19 protein-coding genes are annotated in these 17,643 nt (G+C 31.2%); 15 read left to right on the top strand and 4 right to left on the bottom strand.

Annotated elements, in window-relative coordinates; all coding sequences use genetic code 11:
- Window positions 1-63: 63 nt before the first annotated feature.
- Window positions 64-1,107 carry a flavin-containing monooxygenase gene (locus tag VBY68_RS10490; RefSeq protein WP_415269691.1) on the bottom strand — a complete coding sequence of 348 codons (1,044 nt, stop codon included), beginning with the start codon at window positions 1,105-1,107 and terminating at the stop codon, window positions 64-66.
- A gap of 295 nt (window positions 1,108-1,402) precedes the next feature.
- Between VBY68_RS10490 and VBY68_RS10485 the strand changes: the two genes are divergently transcribed.
- The 11 genes from VBY68_RS10485 to VBY68_RS10435 all read left to right on the top strand — a co-directional run bounded on the left by VBY68_RS10485 (window position 1,403) and on the right by VBY68_RS10435 (window position 11,050).
- Window positions 1,403-2,131 (top strand): DUF4272 domain-containing protein, encoded by a 729-nt coding sequence (locus VBY68_RS10485; RefSeq protein ID WP_415269690.1) that lies wholly within the window; start codon window positions 1,403-1,405, stop codon window positions 2,129-2,131.
- 67 nt (window positions 2,132-2,198) lie between these two features.
- Window positions 2,199-2,777 (top strand): Lcl C-terminal domain-containing protein, encoded by a 579-nt coding sequence (locus tag VBY68_RS10480; protein WP_273693837.1) that lies wholly within the window; start codon window positions 2,199-2,201, stop codon window positions 2,775-2,777.
- A 231-nt stretch (window positions 2,778-3,008) separates the two neighbouring features.
- The gene (locus VBY68_RS10475; protein WP_415269689.1) at window positions 3,009-4,337 is read left to right on the top strand and encodes a TolC family protein; all 1,329 of its coding nucleotides are present in this window, start codon (window positions 3,009-3,011) and stop codon (window positions 4,335-4,337) included.
- A 10-nt stretch (window positions 4,338-4,347) separates the two neighbouring features.
- Window positions 4,348-5,556, top strand: coding sequence for an efflux RND transporter periplasmic adaptor subunit (locus VBY68_RS10470; protein ID WP_415269688.1), 1,209 nt, complete (start codon window positions 4,348-4,350; stop codon window positions 5,554-5,556).
- A 2-nt stretch (window positions 5,557-5,558) separates the two neighbouring features.
- A complete protein-coding gene (locus VBY68_RS10465) occupies window positions 5,559-6,302 on the top strand; it encodes an ABC transporter ATP-binding protein (RefSeq protein ID WP_415269687.1) in 744 nt (247 codons plus the stop codon).
- 2 nt (window positions 6,303-6,304) lie between these two features.
- The gene (locus VBY68_RS10460; protein WP_415269686.1) at window positions 6,305-7,525 is read left to right on the top strand and encodes an ABC transporter permease; all 1,221 of its coding nucleotides are present in this window, start codon (window positions 6,305-6,307) and stop codon (window positions 7,523-7,525) included.
- Entirely contained in the window at window positions 7,518-8,552 is a 1,035-nt protein-coding gene (locus VBY68_RS10455; RefSeq protein ID WP_415269685.1) for a sensor histidine kinase, read from the top strand. The genes VBY68_RS10460 and VBY68_RS10455 overlap by 8 nt, the downstream gene beginning before the upstream one ends.
- Window positions 8,553-8,554: 2 nt before the next feature.
- The gene (locus tag VBY68_RS10450; protein ID WP_415269684.1) at window positions 8,555-9,292 is read left to right on the top strand and encodes a LytR/AlgR family response regulator transcription factor; all 738 of its coding nucleotides are present in this window, start codon (window positions 8,555-8,557) and stop codon (window positions 9,290-9,292) included.
- A gap of 225 nt (window positions 9,293-9,517) precedes the next feature.
- Window positions 9,518-9,874, top strand: a complete 357-nt coding sequence (locus VBY68_RS10445) for a hypothetical protein (protein ID WP_124590782.1) — start codon at window positions 9,518-9,520, stop codon at window positions 9,872-9,874.
- A gap of 346 nt (window positions 9,875-10,220) precedes the next feature.
- Window positions 10,221-10,373, top strand: coding sequence for a hypothetical protein (locus VBY68_RS10440; RefSeq protein WP_415269683.1), 153 nt, complete (start codon window positions 10,221-10,223; stop codon window positions 10,371-10,373).
- Between the two features lie 164 nt (window positions 10,374-10,537).
- On the top strand, window positions 10,538-11,050 hold the full coding sequence (locus VBY68_RS10435; RefSeq protein ID WP_415269682.1) for a M23 family metallopeptidase: 513 nt from the start codon (window positions 10,538-10,540) through the stop codon (window positions 11,048-11,050).
- Between the two features lie 3 nt (window positions 11,051-11,053).
- On the opposite strand, the gene VBY68_RS10430 is transcribed toward VBY68_RS10435, so the two are convergent.
- The 3 genes from VBY68_RS10430 to VBY68_RS10420 all read right to left on the bottom strand — a co-directional run bounded on the left by VBY68_RS10430 (window position 11,054) and on the right by VBY68_RS10420 (window position 13,344).
- Window positions 11,054-11,278 (bottom strand): hypothetical protein, encoded by a 225-nt coding sequence (locus VBY68_RS10430; RefSeq protein ID WP_099216474.1) that lies wholly within the window; start codon window positions 11,276-11,278, stop codon window positions 11,054-11,056.
- Entirely contained in the window at window positions 11,265-12,653 is a 1,389-nt protein-coding gene (locus VBY68_RS10425; protein WP_099216344.1) for an MATE family efflux transporter, read from the bottom strand. Before VBY68_RS10425 ends, VBY68_RS10430 begins: the two co-directional genes overlap by 14 nt.
- Before the next feature lie 127 nt (window positions 12,654-12,780).
- Complete coding sequence (locus VBY68_RS10420) at window positions 12,781-13,344, bottom strand: fasciclin domain-containing protein (RefSeq protein WP_415269681.1); 564 nt, start codon at window positions 13,342-13,344, stop codon at window positions 12,781-12,783.
- 159 nt (window positions 13,345-13,503) lie between these two features.
- On the opposite strand from VBY68_RS10420, the gene tpx reads away from it, so the two are divergent.
- From tpx to VBY68_RS10400, 4 genes are read left to right on the top strand one after another with little or no spacing between them, the layout of a single operon-like run.
- On the top strand, window positions 13,504-14,001 hold the full coding sequence (tpx, locus tag VBY68_RS10415; protein WP_415269680.1) for a thiol peroxidase: 498 nt from the start codon (window positions 13,504-13,506) through the stop codon (window positions 13,999-14,001).
- Between the two features lie 6 nt (window positions 14,002-14,007).
- Window positions 14,008-14,388 (top strand): diacylglycerol kinase family protein, encoded by a 381-nt coding sequence (locus VBY68_RS10410; protein ID WP_124590778.1) that lies wholly within the window; start codon window positions 14,008-14,010, stop codon window positions 14,386-14,388.
- A 27-nt stretch (window positions 14,389-14,415) separates the two neighbouring features.
- Window positions 14,416-16,884: a DNA translocase FtsK gene (locus tag VBY68_RS10405; RefSeq protein WP_415269679.1), complete on the top strand. Its 2,469-nt coding sequence runs from the start codon at window positions 14,416-14,418 to the stop codon at window positions 16,882-16,884.
- A gap of 39 nt (window positions 16,885-16,923) precedes the next feature.
- Window positions 16,924-17,577: an outer membrane lipoprotein periplasmic chaperone LolA1 gene (locus VBY68_RS10400; RefSeq protein WP_415269678.1), complete on the top strand. Its 654-nt coding sequence runs from the start codon at window positions 16,924-16,926 to the stop codon at window positions 17,575-17,577.
- The last annotated feature ends 66 nt before the right edge of the window (window positions 17,578-17,643 follow it).

Here is a 17,643-nt window from a genome sequence, read left to right as displayed (position 1 = left end):
ATAAACTCATCTAACAAAACCCCTAAATAATACTTTTAGTGGTTTTGCTATTATACTTAAAATTTATTTTTTACTAATTATATCTGCCAAATAGCTAGCATCTTTTGATACACCTCCTAGAGTGGCAGAACCACGCGTATACATCCAAGGTAAACCTATAAAATACAGCCCTTCAATATTACTTACTCCTCTATAATTTTTTGGATAGTTATCTGAGTCTAACTCCAAACCTTCTATCCATTTAAAATTAGGACGATATCCTGTTGCCCAAATAATATTTTTTATTGATGTTACTTTTTTGTTTTCAAAAACAACTTCATTATCCAACGCATCTTTAGTTCTTCCAACAGTAACTACATTTTCACGGGATAAAATTTCTTTTACATCAGTACCAATTACAGGTTGCAACGATGTGCTTATTTTTTTCCCTATCCAACTGTACTTGTTAAACTTTAAAAAACCTATAAGTGTAAACCACCACCATAAAGTTTTACCTAAAAATTGCTGAGGTAAGGTTTTCACCTTCGTATCACCCGAAAAATAAACCGTTTTTGATTTTTTATCCTTAGATATTTCATCCAGAATTTGATATCCAGAATCTCCTCCTCCAACAACTAACACATCTCCTTCTTGCAACTGTTTACTATTTTTATAGTAATTACTGTGCATTTGCAATACTTCATCAGATAGTTTAGTATGACAAGGTGGTGTGTATGGTATATGAAACGGTCCGGTTGCTACAATTATATTCTTAGCTAGAATTTCTCCTTCATTATAGATTACATGAAATCCTTTAGCCGATTTTTTTACAGAAGTAACTAATGTGTTTAGTTGTACAGGAATATCAAACTTCTTTACATACGATTTAAAGTAATCGCTAACCTCATATTTAGATGGATAATGCCCTTTAGGAGCATTAAATTTTAAACCAGGTAAGTGATTATATTCAGTTGGTGTAAATAATTTTAAAGAATCCCATCTATTTAGCCAAGAGGCTCCTATTTCTTCTTCTCCATCTACTACTATAAAACTTTTTTCCATCTTTTTTAAGTGGTAAGCCATGGATAAGCCTGCTTGTGCACCACCCATAATCACAAAATCTAACATCTAAAATCATTTTCATTAAGAGCTCAAATATAGATACTTTAAACAAGCGCGTCAAACTTTTCTCGGAACTGTAAATATTCCTAAAACCACAGAGCACTTATTTTCAACACATTAAACTCATTACAAGCAAAATAACTTAAGTTTTGTTTATACAAATAAAAGCATGTAACCAAATAATCTCAATTCATAAAAGCAGTCGTAACACAAAATTCTCATCAACCTTTACTATATTTTAACAAACTTTATATCAATACCTGTTGCTTTTATAAATATTTTCACCAAAAAAAAACAAACTATGGGATGGTTTAACAGAAAAAAAACTTCAAAGAATAATACACCTAAACCTGAAGTAACTCAAAGAGATTCTTCAACAATTAGATCTCAATCAATTGCTACTTGTCTTGACGCTGGATTTCGTCCTGCAAGTTCTCTTCCTACAATAAGAGAAACAAAATTAAGACCTGCTGACGAAATTGCAGGAAGACTCCACGCTATAAAAGCTCTTGTTTTATGGCTTATGGTGCCTACAGAAAACTTACCTGACGAAAAAATAATTAACTTCATTAATCAAAATAAACTTCTTGGTTACATGACCACAGAAGAAAAAGAAATACTTAATGCTTCTAGAAATAATATTGAGTTAAGAAATTCTATTGGTTGGAAGTTTGAAAACGCATGGGCACTTGCTTGGTACTTTGGTTATGATGAACCTGAGATTTCTGGTCAAATGATGACAGGAGAGCAAATGCAGGAAATCTTAATAAATCATACATGTTCACTTGATACTTTAATTAGTGATTGGTTTCCTCAGCAACACACTCTAGAAGAAGAAAAACTGGTAGAAAAAGAGGATTTATTTTACTGCTTACATAATGCAGTAAGAAGTGCTCAACTAGGAGGAAACACTGCTCCTGATGGCTTCGACCCTATTGGAAATGGAGGAGTTATACATGAACGTAGACATTCGTTAACATGGATGCTTTCTAACGGTACTGAATGGGAAGATACCGATCTTAGCACATAAACTTAAATAAAACAGGAGAAGTTAATTTATAGACTCATAAATTTGTAAAAATTGAAATTTTAAGAATATGAGAATACTTATCCTTGCTGTTTTACTACTTAACTTTTCTTCATGTAAGAACTCTAAAAAAGAAAATAACGAAGCTAAAAAGAAACCTGAAGTAAAAGTAGAAAAAGTTACTGCTGATAACAACCAAAAGACTATTGATTCTACTCTAATTGTGTTAGACTCTACTACAAACTTGGTTTGGATGAAAAAAGATTTTAGTACAATTGAGAAAAGGTTTTTAAATAAATGGAATGAAGTTTTTGAGTGGCAAGAACAAATGAACTCTATTAACTACGCAGGATTCAGCGACTGGAGAGTTCCTAGTATAAAAGAATATCGTTCTATCAATAAAAATAAAAAAGACAGAGTTAATTATAAACAAGTATTTACAGAAATTGACTCTACTTTTTTTTGGGGAAAAGGAGCCTATGCTTTCTGGAGCTCAACAACACCTAATAAAAACACTGCCAGCTACATAAGTTTTAAAGAAGGGTTTGCTGTATCTGGAAACAGAGAAAAAATTATAACATACACAAAAAAAGATAAAGGAAAATCGTTTGGTATGAGTGTTAGATTAGTTAGAAGTAAAGTCAATTAAAATATTTACAATGATTGTTATAAAAGCTACTACTAAAGACACTAAAGAAATTGTTTTTGTATGTTATTAGCAATAGAAGACATTGTTTATAAATTTATTGGAGAAAGTTCTACAGAAAATCTTATCGATAAAATTTAATCTTTTATATAGACAATAGCTTCAAACTTCTATTACAATTTATTAAAATTGAGATATGTTTCATTTTTGAAGTGTTAATTAAAAACACATCAAATGAAAGTATATCTTTTCATAACCTCTTTATTTTTTGTACAGTTAAATTTTGCACAAGAAAAAGAGGTATCTAAGTCTAAAATTTGGACATTAAGTGATTGCATAACCTATGCTGTAGAACATAATATTACCTTAAAAAATGCTTCTTTAAACAAAACTCAAGCATCAGTTAATTATCATAAAGCTAAAGCATCAAGGTTACCAAATCTTTTCGGTTCTGCCTCACAATCTTTTACAAATGGTAACTCTATTGACCCTATAACAAGTAACTATGTAACAGACCAAATATATAGTACCAATGTAGGATTAAACAGTACTATTACTTTATTTCAAGGGAATCAAATAAATAATCAAATTTCTCAAAACAAATTACTATTAAATCAGAGTGCCTTTTTAGAAGAAGAAACTAAAAACAACGTCATTTTAAGTGTTTTAGAAAATTATTTACAGATTTTGCATGCAAAAGAAGGTATTACCATTGCTAAGAACAATCTAGAATCTACCCAAAAAGAGGTAGAAAGAGCTAAAGCTAGATTAGATGCTGGTACAATTGCTTTAAGCGACTATACCGAAGCCATCAGTCAGGCTGCAATCAATAAATATGCTTTTATCAATGCTAAAAACACCTATCAACAATATCTAATTGCTTTAAAACAATTGTTAGAATTAGCTCCGACACAAGATATTGAAATTGAATCTTTAGATAATGAAACAGATTACTCTACAATTCTTATAAACAAAATAGACATCTATAACAAAGTATTGGGTATTTTACCTGAAGTTGAAGCGAGTAATTTAGAGATTAAAGCAAGCGAAAAGGGCTTAGACATTGCTAAGGGTGCATACTTACCAACCTTATCTTTAACCTCTAGTCTTGGTACAGGGTATACAAGTATCGATAATAGTTCATTTTCTAACCAATTTAATGTGAATTTTAATCAAAGAATTGGGCTTTCTCTCAATATCCCAATTTTTAATCGTAATCAAACTAAAGCAGCTGTAAAAACGGCAGAAGTTAATATTGAGAAGTCCAAAATAAACAAGCTAACTACAGAAAAAGAAGTATATAAAAAAGTAGAAACTGCTTACCAAAACGCACTTTCTACCCAAGAACAACTAGTTGCTGCAAAGGCTTCAATGGAAGCTGCAAAACAATCTTACACGCTTGCTCAGAAAAAATACAAATTAGGAAGCTTAAGTACAACAGATTTAGTCATTAGTCAAAACACTTATACCAGTGCTCAGCAAGATTATTTACAATCTAAATACCTAAGCATTCTATACCATCAATTATTACAATTTTACCAAGGAAATCCTATAACACTTTAATTAAACACTTATGAAATCTAAAAAAAATATTGTCATAATCGGCATTGTATTAGCCATAACTGCCTTAATACTCTACAATCTATTTCAACCTAATGAAAATGTTGTTATCGAAGCCAAAACTGTTTTAGCAAAAAAAGAAAATGTAACCACTTTGGTTACTGCAACTGGTACTATAGAACCTATTACACAAGTAGAAGTTGGTACACAGGTTTCTGGTGTTGTTAAAAAAATTTATGTAGACTACAATAGTGTTGTAAAAAAAGGACAGCTTATTGCCGAACTAGATAAAACCAATTTAAAAGCAGCTCTTACACAAGCACAGGCTAGTTATAACAATGCTATCAATCAACGTAATTATACAGAAACCATTTACAAAAGACAAAAAACGTTATTTGACAACCAAGTAATTAGTAAATCTGATTATGATGATGCTCTATTTAATTTTCAAACCGCAAAAAGTACTGTTACACAACGCTCATCAGAATTAAAAACAGCTCGAACAAATTTAGAATACGCTAATATTTATTCGCCTATTGAAGGGGTTGTATTATCTAGAAATATAGATGAAGGACAAACCGTTGCTGCAAGCTACAGCACTCCAACATTGTTTACCATTGCTCAAGATTTAAAAGATATGCAAGTAGAAGCTGATGTTGACGAAGCCGATATAGGCAATGTTAAAAAAGGACAACGCGTAACTTTTACCGTTGATGCCTATATAGGAGAAGTTTTTGAAGGTGAAGTTACTCAAGTACGTTTAAATCCGAAGGTTACCTCTAATGTTGTTACTTACACTGTTGTAATAAAAGCTAAAAATCCTGATTTAAAGCTAAAACCAGGATTAACAGCAACCATTTCCATCTACACTTTAGAGTTAAAAGATGTGTTAACTGTTGAGGCAAAAGCTGTAAACTTTAAGCCAGAACCAACAGCTTTCGCTCAATATTTTCAGCAACAAAACCTAACTGAACCTACTAATAAGCCTCAAAAGGAAGGATCTACACTTTGGCTTTTAAACAACAATGGTTCTATAACATATAAACCTGTAACTCTTGGTGCAAACGATGGTGTGAACGTACAAATTGTAAATGGAGTTAAAGAAGGAGACAAACTAGTATACAGCCTTAAAAGTAAAAATCCTGTAACCAATAATGCTCAAGGCGCTAGTGAAAGTCCATTCATACCTAAACCTCCAGGGGCTAATAAAAAAGGGAAATAGTTATGGCAAAAAAAGCAATTAAAATACAAAACTTAAAGCGTGATTTTACTATGGGATCAGAAACCGTTCATGCTTTAAAAGGAATTTCATTTGACATTCATAAAGGTGAATTTGTTACTATAATGGGGTCTAGTGGTTCAGGAAAAAGTACCATGCTTAATATTTTAGGGTGCTTAGATCAACCTACATCAGGCTCATATGAAATTGACGGTGTTAGAATAAAAGATTTAAACAAAAGTGAACTAGCTACAATTCGTAATGAGAAGATAGGATTCATTTTTCAATCTTATAATTTATTAGCAAGAACATCTGCTATAGAAAATGTAGAGTTACCCTTACTTTATAATAGTAAAGTAACTTCTGAAGAACGAAGAAAACGTGCTATTAAAGCTTTAGAAATGGTTGGTTTAGGTAAACGATTGTACCATACCCCTGCTCAGCTTTCTGGAGGACAACAACAACGGGTAGCCATTGCCAGATCATTAGTAAACAATCCTGTAATGATTCTTGCAGATGAGGCAACGGGAAATTTGGACACTAGAACTTCTTATGAAATCATGTCTTTATTTCAAGAACTAAATCAACAAGGTATAACGATAACTTTTGTAACACACGAACCTGATATTGCCACATTTAGTAATCGAACTATTGTACTTAAAGACGGAGAAATTATACAAGATTATAAAAACAACGACGTGCAATTTGCAGCTGAACACTTAGCTAAATTACCTATAGAAAACCACTAATCATGAGAATGTTAAACCTACTAAAAATAGCATATAAAGCTATAATCCTTAACAAAATCCGAACACTACTAACCATGCTTGGCATTATTATAGGTGTAGCATCAGTAATTACTATGTTAGCTATTGGTGAAGGATCAAAAAAGAGTATTCGTTCAACTATTTCTAGTATGGGATCTAATATGGTTACTATTAGGCCTGGTGCCGATATGTTTGGTGGCGTTAGGTTAGATCCTAATTCTATCAAATCTTTAACACTAAATGACTATCAAGCTATAAAAGAACAAGCCAGTTTACTAACATATATAACTCCAATAGTTAATAGTGGTGGACAAGTTATTAACGGCTCTAATAACTGGCCTTCTACAATTTACGGAGTAAATCCTGATTACTTAAACATTAAAACTGTAGGTTTACAAAACGGTAGTATGTTTACTGATGCTGAAGTACGATCAGCAGCTAAAGTAGTTCTGTTAGGACAAACTGTGGTAGAAAATCTTTTTTCCGATGATGAAAATCCTGTTGGACAAACTATTAGGTTTAACAACATTCCGTTTAAAATTATTGGTGTCTTAGAAAAAAAAGGTGAAAACACTTTTGGTCAAGACCAAGACGATGTCGTTATTGCCCCTTACACAACAGTTCAAAAGCGTATTTTAGCTATTAATCATTTGAATCAAGTTATGGCTTCCGCTATTAGTGAAGAACGTGCTCCTGATGCTGTTACTCAAGTTACCGAAATTTTAAGAAAACAACACAAACTAACAGATAATGAAGATGACGATTTTAATGTACGCTCTATGGAAGAATTGATTTCAACCTTTAGTGCTACAAGTGAAATGCTAACTATTTTATTGGTAGCTGTAGCAGGTATTTCTTTGTTAATTGGAGGAATTGGCATTATGAATATTATGTATGTATCGGTAAAAGAACGTACTAAAGAAATTGGTTTACGTATGGCTGTTGGTGGTAAAGATTCTGATATTTTAATGCAATTCTTAATTGAAGCTATTTTAATTAGTGTTACAGGTGGTTTATTAGGCGTAATCCTAGGTTTAAGCGCTACTATTTTTGTTGAAAAATTCTTAAATTGGCCTACAAGCGTTGCCCTATATTCTATAATTATATCATTTGCAGTTTGCGCTATTACAGGTATATTTTTTGGCTGGTACCCTGCTAGAAAAGCATCGGCTTTAAACCCAATTACGGCTTTACGTTATGAATAAAAACAAAAAAATAACACTCTTTACACATGCCTTAGTTTGGTTTGTTTTAATATGCATGCCCTATGTATTATCTTATGGTCAAGGGCAAGAAATAAATCGAGTTATAGCTCATTTTTGGATCCCCCTAGTTTTTTATGCTGTTATTTTTTACTCTAATTATTTCATATTTATAGATCGGTTTCTATTTAGAAAAGAAACCGTTCTATTTGTTCTTACTAATGTATTAATGATTGCTGTTTTTATTACTTTAAAAGAACAAATTGAAGATGCTTTTTTTAATGATTTGATAAGTCCTCCAAATGAAAAAAAAGGTATAGAACCTCCTTTTAAAATGCTTATTTATGTGCAAATGTCGTTGTACATGGCTCCTTTACTGTTTTCAATAGTAATAAAAACCACCCAACGTTGGGTTAAGACTGAAGCCGAACGTAAAGAAGCTGCTAATTTTAAACTGCAGTCAGAGTTAAAACATTTACACTATCAATTACAGCCGCACTTCTTTTTTAACTCACTAAACAATATTTATGCTTTGGTTGATATTTCACCAGATCAAGCCAAAACATCTATACACAGTTTGAGTAAACTAATGCGTTACATGCTATATGAAACCAATGTAGAATTGATTCCACTTTCAAAAGAAATTGATTTTATGATCAAGTACATAGAGTTAATGAAGCTTAGACTATCAGACAAAACTGTATTAAATTATAATTTTCCTTCTGAAAAAACAGGTATTAAAATAGCTCCACTGCTATTCATTTCACTAATAGAAAATGCTTTTAAGCATGGTGTTTCTGCTACTAAAAAAAGTACTATTACTGTGGAGATGTTTTGCAAAAACAACACTGTATATTTTAAAATAGAAAATGATAATTTCCCTAAAAAAACAGACGATAAAAGCGGTTCGGGTATTGGTTTACAAAACTTAGAAAAACGCTTACAATTATTATATACTAACAAGTATAAGTTTGAAACTTCATTAAAAAATGAACGCCTTTCAGTACTTTTAGAAATAGAAACAGTGTAATTATGAGTAGTCTGAAAATTTCTTGCATTGCTGTTGATGATGAACCTATGGCACTTAATTTAGTAGAAAGCTATATAGAAAAAACTCCTTTTTTAGAGCTCAAAGCTAAATGTAGTAATGCCTTAGAAGCAATGGACTTTATTAAAACTACGCCTGTAGATTTGTTGTTTTTAGACATACAGATGCCCGATTTATCAGGTATCGAATTTTCTAAAATGTTGTCAAAAAATTCACGTATTATTTTTACCACAGCATTTGACCAATATGCCATAGAAGGTTTTAAAGTAGAAGCTTTAGACTATTTACTAAAGCCTTTTGATTATGCCGAATTTTTAACGGCTGCAAATAAGGCACAACATTGGTTTGAGCTTGTAAAGAATCAAAAAATAAATCCTAAATTATTATCTAAAGAAAAAGAATTTCTATTTGTTAAGTCTGAATACAAACAACTTCGTATTAAATTATCGGATGTTTTATATTTTGAAGGGTTAAAAGATTATATCAAAATTTGGTTAAAAAATCAGCCAAAGCCTATTCTTACTCTAATGAGCTTAAAATCATTAGAACAAGAGCTACCAGAATCGCAGTTCATGCGTGTGCATCGATCATTTATAGTAGCATTAAACAATATCAATATTATAGAGCGTAGCCAAATAATTATTAACGACAAACGTATTACTGTATCTGAACATTACAAACCTAATTTTTTAGAATTTATAAACAAAAATTCACTTGATTGATATGAAAAACACTCTAATTTTAAACAATTAATAAACTAAAACACAACATTTAAAAATGAACAAAATAGAAATTCACAAAAGTCTTAAGAAATAAACGAAACAATTAGGACTAGCTTGACAAATAAACACACTTCAAATTAGAAAGTAAAAACTATTATTTAGCTTATTCATTTTACAATTTAACCTATTATATAGACAAACAGAAAAAGTAAAAACATAAACAATATGAATAACACATTCGTTTCAATCAAATCTGGATATTGGGAATCTACAGGTAAAAATCCATTTTGGATAAGTGTCAACAGCAATAAAGTTTATTGGTTAGGTATGAATAATAAGTCTAGTGAAAATAATCTTGGAGAAAACTGGTGTCATGTAGGTCATGGAGAAATCAATGATAATAAAATTACCTTGTCTTGGTCGGATATTCCTGTTGGTAAGGATAAATTAAAAGGAACCATAGTAATTGAAATAATTGATGCAACTCATATGAAGGTTGTTGAAGATTCTGGAAATTTTGGAAAATCAGAATGGACTTGGGTATCTGACTCTAAAAAGTTCTCGGAATTTGTAAGCCAATAGAACAACTTGATAAAGCATATCAAACTTCATTATAGATGAAGAATGGAATTCATACATAGCTATGGAAAAGCTGCTTTATCAAATAACAATTAATATATTGTAGTTAGCGATTAATCTTTTGACCATTGAGTAATGGACAGCGAAGGAAACCAAATTAGAAAAATAGGTCCACAGTCTTCTTATCCTCATTTTTGTCTTTTTTTCTAAAGACGACAAACAACTTATTATAAATTCTTGCTATTTTTATAAGAGCATTATTATTGGCGTAGATACTAACAACTTAAATGGAACAGAGGTTGAATCTTATGTAGATGAAGCCGATAATTTTAAAGTTATTGATGATGAAATGAGAGTTTATGTTGGTACAACTACTAAGGATTACTATATCTTAAGAGATGAAGATGGGTATATTAAAGCCTTTGACCAAAACGGAAATTGTATTTGGAGGCATTTTTTAGGAGCTACCATAAGTAGTATTGTTATTTCTGATGATAAATAAACTCTATGGGTAGGTTCTTACACTGGTTTTGTTCACAAATTAAGGCTAGGTAAAGGACATAGAGATACGCACACAATAGGTAATGGAAATCATTACGAAGATTTCAGATTAATTCTTTGGAAAGGAGAAGAAACAGAACTTTGGTGGTAAAACTATAAAACAACATGTTTAAAATAAAAAAGAAACTACTTATTCTTTTAATAATTCTATTAACAGGCTTTTTAATTCCTCAAAACTTAAAAATGCCTGTTAATGGAGCTACCAAATCTGATTACAATCCAAAATCATTTTGGTATTACCCTTGGGGAAAATCAGTTACCCATAAAGGGGTTGATATTTTTGCTAAAAAAAATACTAAAATAACCTCATCAACCTATGGACTAGTTCTATTTTCTGGAAAAATAAGTATGGGCGGAAATATTGTTGTTATATTAGGTCCAAAATGGAGATTACACTACTATGCACATTTAGAAGAGGTAAAAACAACTTCTTTAACTTTTGTAAACAATAATTCGGAAATTGGAACTGTTGGCACTAGTGGAAATGCTGTGGGGAAAGCTCCCCACCTACACTATTCCATTTTATCTCTAATACCTTATGTTTGGAAAATTGATTCAGAAAAACAAGGGTGGAAAAAAATGTTTTATCTAAATCCTATTGATTACTTAGAAGAATAGCTCTTATTCTAATCCTTCCATTTCAGCATCATAAAATAATCCTGCTGCTTCAATTAACCCTTCTAACTCATTAGCTAAGTCTTGTTCGTTTTCGTTAGACAAGTCTTCAAACCACTCAATTTCATCATCTTTTAAATTTATTAAAAAACGAGGATACTCAGTATGTAAAACAAAAATATCTTCTGGGTGTTCGCTATTATCTGCTAATAAAAATTTAGGTAAGTTCATGGTGTTTTGTTTTAATAAGTTCAATAGTTAATTTGTTAAATCGTATAAACAGTAAAATTGATGCTGTGGTTAATCCTGCTAGTAAACCTAGCCAAATACCAAAGCTTCCATACATTTCTTCTGAACCGAAGAAAAAACTAATAGGAAAACCTACTACCCAATACGATATAAAAGTAATTAATGTAGGCATTTTTACATCTTGTAAACCACGTAAAGCCCCTAACATTACAACCTGTATACTATCACTAATTTGAAAAATTGCAGCTGCAATTAACAAATTTGCTGCTATAGTCATTACCTCCATATTATCTGCATAATTTTCAGCATCGCTTAAATCAACATATAAATTTGGTAATGATTTATGAAAAACAAAGAAAAAAGTAGCAAATATAACTGCCAGTATAGTTCCTAAGAAAAATATTGAAAATGCTATTCTACGTAATTCTTTATAATTTTTTAATCCTTTTTGATTTCCTACTCTAATCATAGAAGCAACACTTAATCCTGTCGCTACCATAAATGTCATAGAAGATAAATTCAATGCTATTTGGTTCGCTGCCTGCGGATTTTTCCCTAACAATCCACTTAACCAAATTGCTGCCGTGAAAATGGCTACTTCAAAAAACATTTGCATAGCACTTGGTGTTCCTAAATTGATGATTTTTCGAATCATTAAAGTATCTAACACAAAGATTTTGATATTCGTAACCAAACGTTTTGAACGTTCTTTTTTACTTAACAACCACCATAAATATACTACCATTACAAACCTTGACAGTAAAGTTCCGTATGCAGCTCCCACAATACCTAATTGAGGAAAACCAAACTTCCCATAAATGAGTAAGTAATTCAACAATACATTCAACACATTAGCAATCAATGTTGCATACATAGGGTAGCGAGTCATTGACATTCCATCACTAAACTGTTTAAATGCCTGAAAAATAATCATAGGAATTAACGAAAAAGCTACCAAATCTAAGTATGGAATCGCCAACTCAACCACTTCTATAGGTTGTTTCATTAAATACATTAATGGCTTAGAAAAAAACACCACTAAAAACAACATAATTCCCATCATAGTACATAAGAAAAGTCCATGTTTAAATGCGGACTTTGCCTGTGTAAAATTGTTAGACGAATCAGCCTCAGCAACCAAGGGTGTTATTGCTGTAGAAAAACCAATACCTAACGACATCGCAATAAACATAAAGCTATTACCCAATGAAACCGCAGCTAATTCAGCAGTTCCTAATTGTCCTACCATTATATTATCTATAAAACTCACAAAAGTATGCCCCAACATACCTAACATTACAGGAGCTGCAAGTTTTAAGTTATATTTAAATTCTGATGTATATTGCTTAATGTTCAATTTAGTACTCTTTTCAGCTTGCAAAAATACAACTGTTATCTAAAATAATGCAGGGTTATAACAAAATAAAAACCGCTTAAAAAAGCGGCTTTTATAACATCAAAATAATTACACTTTATTCTTGTGCTTACGATTTAGGTAATAAAACACTATTAATTACATGAATTACTCCATTAGATTGATTTACATCTGCAATAGTAACCTTTGCTTTACCTCCATTTGCATCTGATATATAAACATTTCCCCCTTTCATCCATGCAGTGATTTTACCACCATTAACAGTATCTATAGAAACCTTACCTCCTTTATCTTTTATTAATTTCACTAGTTCATTTGCACTCCATTTACCGGCAACAACATGGTACTTCAAAATGGCCTGTAATTTCATTTTGTTTTCTGGTTTCAATAACGATTCAACTACCCCTTCTGGAAGCTTATCAAAAGCCTTATTTACAGGAGCAAAAACTGTAAAAGGTCCTTTACTTGATAAAACATCTACTAAGTTTGCTGCTTTTACAGCAGCTACCAATGTTGTATGGTCTTTAGAGTTTATGGCATTCTGTACAATGTTTTTTGATGGATACATTTCTGCACCTCCAACCATTTTTGTTTCCTCTTGTGCCGTAATACTATAGCTGGTAAATAAAGCGACTGCTAAAACGGTTACTTTTAAAAAGTTTAAGGTTTTCATAAATAATGATTTTTAAATTAATATATTTCTATTTAATCATACCTACGAAAAAGATTATCTCTTGGTTTTATAAGAAATTAAAATCCTAAGGAAAACTTAGAATATCCTTATAAGTTATTTAATTATTCTTATTTTTGATTTTCCTAAAACACATATAAAATGGCTTCAATAACTCTAAAAGGTAACACAATAGAAACAATAGGTAACTTACCTGAAACTGGAACTAAAGCAATTGATTTTTCGTTAGTTGCAACTGATTTATCTGTTAAGAATTTAGGTGACTTTAGTGGTTCTATATTAATTTTAAATATTTTTCCAAGTGTCGACACAGGTACTTGTGCTACATCTGTTAGAGAATTCAACAAAAAGGCCGCCAACTTAGAAAACACAAAAGTTTTATGTATTTCTAGAGACTTACCTTTTGCTCAAGGTCGTTTTTGTGGTGCTGAAGGCATTGAAAATGTAGTAATGCTATCTGATTTTGCTGCGGGTCGATTTGGTAAAGACTATGGTTTAGAAATTGTTACAGGGCCTTTAGCAGGCTTACACTCTCGTTCTATTGTTATCATTGATGAAAATGGTAATGTAACCTATACAGAACAAGTAAACGAAACTGTAGATGAACCTAACTATGAAGCTGCATTAAAAGCTCTTTAAAAGCATATGAAAAACCCGAATGACGGCTTTTTAAAAGGACGCATACGTAGTATTAAATTTGCAGTAAAAGGAATGTGGTTATTAATAACTACAGAAGATAGCATAAAAGCTCAACTTACATTTGCTTTAATTGCTACTATCTTCGGATTTTACTTTAATATATCTGCAACAGAATGGATGATTCAAACTTTGGCTATTGGTATTGTTTTAGTAGCAGAAGCCTTAAACACAGCTATTGAAAAAGTAGCTGACTTTATACATCCAGATTATCATAAAAAAATAGGCTTTATAAAAGATATTGCTGCTGGTGCTCCTGCGTTTGCGGCCTTTATATCACTAATTATTGCTGGGATAATTTACCTTCCTAAAATAATAGCTATATTGTAGCGTTCAATTTATTTCTAACAAAAATACATGGCAAAAAAGAAGACAACTGTTCAAAAAAAACAGCCAAAAATATCTATCATAAAAAAGATTAAAACCTTTTTTTCAAACAGGCAAAACCAAACTATTTTAGGTTTTTTTCTGTTATTGTTTTCTATATTTTTAACTGTTGCTTTTATTTCTTTTTTCTTCTCTTGGCAAGAAGACCAGAGCACACTAAGTCAATTTACAGATAGAACTATCCCTACTAAAAATCTACTAGGAAAAATAGGTGCTAAACTAAGTGATTTCCTTGTATACAAAGGTTTTGGTTTAGGAGCTTTTATTATCCCTTTAACATTGTTTTTAACTGGTGCTAGAATTTTACTACAGACCAATTTAAAAAGAATTATAACCTCATGGAATTGGGCTATTTTAATTATGCTTTGGTTTGCTACAGCTCTTGGTTTTGTTGAAAAAAAGTATGCCCTTTTATCAGGCGTTATTGGTTTTGAATTAAATGAATACCTACAAACTTTCTTAGGTAAAACAGGGCTAGCAATTTTACTCATTTTCTTTTTAGTAGCTTATTTAATCATCCGATTTAGTATTACTCCTGAAGCAATTAGCGAAAAAGTAAAAGTTAATAAAGAGAAAAAAGCTAATGCTATAAAAGATATTCTAAAAGTTAACAGAGACGACTCTACTATTGTAAACGATACTGATGTTAACACCAATTCTGAAGTTCCTAAAACTGAAGAAGCTAAAAAAGATAAATCAGATTTTGAATTATCTCTAGAAAATTTACAACCAACTATTTCTAACTATTCTGGTGTTGATGAAACTACTGATAATGAAAAGAAAAAAGAAATTTCTTTAGACATCTCCCAAAACAGTGAGCCTATAACAAATATATCAGAAGACAGTAAAAAAGAAGTAGAAGTTGCTATTGAAAAAATTGCAGAAGAAAAAAGCGTTACCGAAAACTTATCCGATCAATTAATAAAAGATTTTGGTGAATTTGACCCTACATTAGAATTAGGAAACTTCAAATTCCCAACCTTTAACTTACTAAAAGAATACAACGAAAGTATTTCTGTTGACCCAACTGAGCTTGAAGCAAAGAAAAATCAAATTGTAGAAACTTTAAAAAACTACAAAATAGGTATTGCACAAATAAAAGCTACTGTAGGGCCAACTATTACCTTATATGAAATTGTCCCTGAAGCTGGAGTACGTATTTCAAAAATTAAAAACTTAGAAGACGATATTGCTCTATCGCTATCAGCTTTAGGAATTCGTATCATCGCTCCTATTCCTGGAAAAGGAACCATTGGTATTGAAGTACCTAATAAAAAAGCAACTATTGTTTCTATGCATTCGGTAATTTCTTCAAAGAAATTCCAAGAGTCTCCAATGCAACTTCCTATTGCTTTAGGTAAAACTATTTCAAATGAAACCTTTGTTATCGATTTAGCCAAAATGCCTCACTTATTAATGGCAGGTGCTACTGGACAAGGTAAATCGGTAGGATTGAATGCTATTTTAACATCACTTCTATACAAAAAACACCCTGCTGAAGTAAAATTTGTATTGGTTGACCCAAAGAAAGTAGAATTAACATTATTCAACAAAATAGAACGTCATTACTTAGCAAAATTACCAGATGATTCTGAAGCCATTATTACAGATACTACTAAAGTAGTAAATACTTTAAACTCTTTATGTATTGAAATGGATAACCGTTACGACTTGCTTAAAAATGCCATGGTTCGTAACATTAAAGAATATAACGCTAAGTTTAAAGCTCGTAAACTAAATCCTGAAAACGGACACCGCTTTTTACCATATATTGTATTAGTAATAGATGAATTTGCTGATTTAATTATGACCGCTGGTAAAGAAGTAGAAACTCCTATTGCTCGTTTAGCACAATTAGCACGTGCAATTGGTATCCATTTAATTGTAGCAACGCAACGTCCTTCTGTAAATGTAATTACAGGAATTATTAAAGCAAATTTCCCTTCTAGAATTGCTTTTAGAGTAACTTCAAAAATTGACTCTAGAACTATTTTAGATGCTCCTGGAGCAGACCAATTAATTGGTCGAGGTGATTTATTATATTCAGGAGGAAATGATATTATACGTATTCAGTGTGCTTTTGTAGACACACCTGAAGTAGAAAAAATTACTGATTTTATTGGCTCTCAACGTGCATATCCAGAAGCTTATTTACTTCCAGAATATGTTGGTGAAGAAGGTGGCACAAATCTTGATGTTGATATCGCAGACAGAGATAAACTGTTTAAAGAAGCAGCTGAAGTTATTGTTACCGCACAACAAGGTTCGGCATCGTTATTGCAACGTAAATTAAAGTTAGGCTACAACCGTGCTGGTAGATTGATAGATCAATTAGAAGCCGCGGGTATTGTAGGTCCTTTTGAAGGTAGTAAAGCACGACAAGTACTTGTACCTGATTTAATTGCCTTAGAGCAATTATTAGAGAGTGAAAAGAATTAATAATTATAAACTATTCCGAAAGTGGAAATAAGAAAGACGATGAAAAAAATAGGATTATTATTTATTGGATTATGTATTAGCATTAGTGCTATGGGACAAACAAATTCTTCTGAAGCAAAAAAACTGCTTGACGAAGTTTCAAATAAAATGGGTACCTACAGAAATATGGTTATCGGTTTTAACTCTTCTTTAATAAATAAAGAAGCTGGTATTACCAATGACCCTCCTATTAGAGGAGAAATTACTTTATCTGGTGAAAAATATAACTTAGACTACCTTGGAAACACCTTTATTTTTGATGGAAAAAAGTTAGTTGTTATCAACCAAGACGAAAAAGAAGTTAGTATTAATAATGGTAACTTAGATGAAGAAGACGGTTTTATTTATCCTTCTAAATTACTAACTTTTTACAAAGAGGGGTATAATTATCAAATGGGAACTTTAAAAAACAGTAATGGACGTAAAGTTCAGTATATAGACCTTACTCCTATTGACAGTAACTCTGATATTGTTAAAGTTCAATTAGGTATTGATGCTAAAACAAAACATATTTACAAATTAACACAAATAGGATCTAACGGTGCTGAAACTACCTTTACTATTACTAAGTTTAAAAGTAACCAGCCTATACCTGCTCAACTTTTTTCTTTCGACAGAAATAAGTACACTAAGCAAGGATACTATATTGACTAAAAAATTACACAAAAGTTTTGTTCTTGATTTACTTTAAAAATCATTAACAAAACTTTTGTGTTTATA

This window comes from Tenacibaculum ascidiaceicola (assembly GCF_047470925.1).
Lineage (GTDB): Bacteria > Bacteroidota > Bacteroidia > Flavobacteriales > Flavobacteriaceae > Polaribacter > Polaribacter discolor.
This window is presented reverse-complemented; position numbering and strand designations above follow the sequence as displayed.

Bases quoted from the DNA above. Each gene is read 5' to 3' on its own strand.
- VBY68_RS10490 (WP_415269691.1), bottom strand. From the start codon at position 1,107: ATGTTAGATTTTGTGATTATGGGTGGTGCACAAGCAGGCTTATCCATG.
- VBY68_RS10485 (WP_415269690.1), top strand. From the start codon at position 1,403: ATGGGATGGTTTAACAGAAAAAAAACTTCAAAGAATAATACACCTAAA.
- VBY68_RS10480 (WP_273693837.1), top strand. From the start codon at position 2,199: ATGAGAATACTTATCCTTGCTGTTTTACTACTTAACTTTTCTTCATGT.
- VBY68_RS10475 (WP_415269689.1), top strand. From the start codon at position 3,009: ATGAAAGTATATCTTTTCATAACCTCTTTATTTTTTGTACAGTTAAAT.
- VBY68_RS10470 (WP_415269688.1), top strand. From the start codon at position 4,348: ATGAAATCTAAAAAAAATATTGTCATAATCGGCATTGTATTAGCCATA.
- VBY68_RS10465 (WP_415269687.1), top strand. From the start codon at position 5,559: ATGGCAAAAAAAGCAATTAAAATACAAAACTTAAAGCGTGATTTTACT.
- VBY68_RS10460 (WP_415269686.1), top strand. From the start codon at position 6,305: ATGAGAATGTTAAACCTACTAAAAATAGCATATAAAGCTATAATCCTT.
- VBY68_RS10455 (WP_415269685.1), top strand. From the start codon at position 7,518: ATGAATAAAAACAAAAAAATAACACTCTTTACACATGCCTTAGTTTGG.
- VBY68_RS10450 (WP_415269684.1), top strand. From the start codon at position 8,555: ATGAGTAGTCTGAAAATTTCTTGCATTGCTGTTGATGATGAACCTATG.
- VBY68_RS10445 (WP_124590782.1), top strand. From the start codon at position 9,518: ATGAATAACACATTCGTTTCAATCAAATCTGGATATTGGGAATCTACA.
- VBY68_RS10440 (WP_415269683.1), top strand. From the start codon at position 10,221: ATGAGAGTTTATGTTGGTACAACTACTAAGGATTACTATATCTTAAGA.
- VBY68_RS10435 (WP_415269682.1), top strand. From the start codon at position 10,538: ATGTTTAAAATAAAAAAGAAACTACTTATTCTTTTAATAATTCTATTA.
- VBY68_RS10430 (WP_099216474.1), bottom strand. From the start codon at position 11,278: ATGAACTTACCTAAATTTTTATTAGCAGATAATAGCGAACACCCAGAA.
- VBY68_RS10420 (WP_415269681.1), bottom strand. From the start codon at position 13,344: ATGAAAACCTTAAACTTTTTAAAAGTAACCGTTTTAGCAGTCGCTTTA.
- tpx (WP_415269680.1), top strand. From the start codon at position 13,504: ATGGCTTCAATAACTCTAAAAGGTAACACAATAGAAACAATAGGTAAC.
- VBY68_RS10410 (WP_124590778.1), top strand. From the start codon at position 14,008: ATGAAAAACCCGAATGACGGCTTTTTAAAAGGACGCATACGTAGTATT.
- VBY68_RS10405 (WP_415269679.1), top strand. From the start codon at position 14,416: ATGGCAAAAAAGAAGACAACTGTTCAAAAAAAACAGCCAAAAATATCT.
- VBY68_RS10400 (WP_415269678.1), top strand. From the start codon at position 16,924: ATGAAAAAAATAGGATTATTATTTATTGGATTATGTATTAGCATTAGT.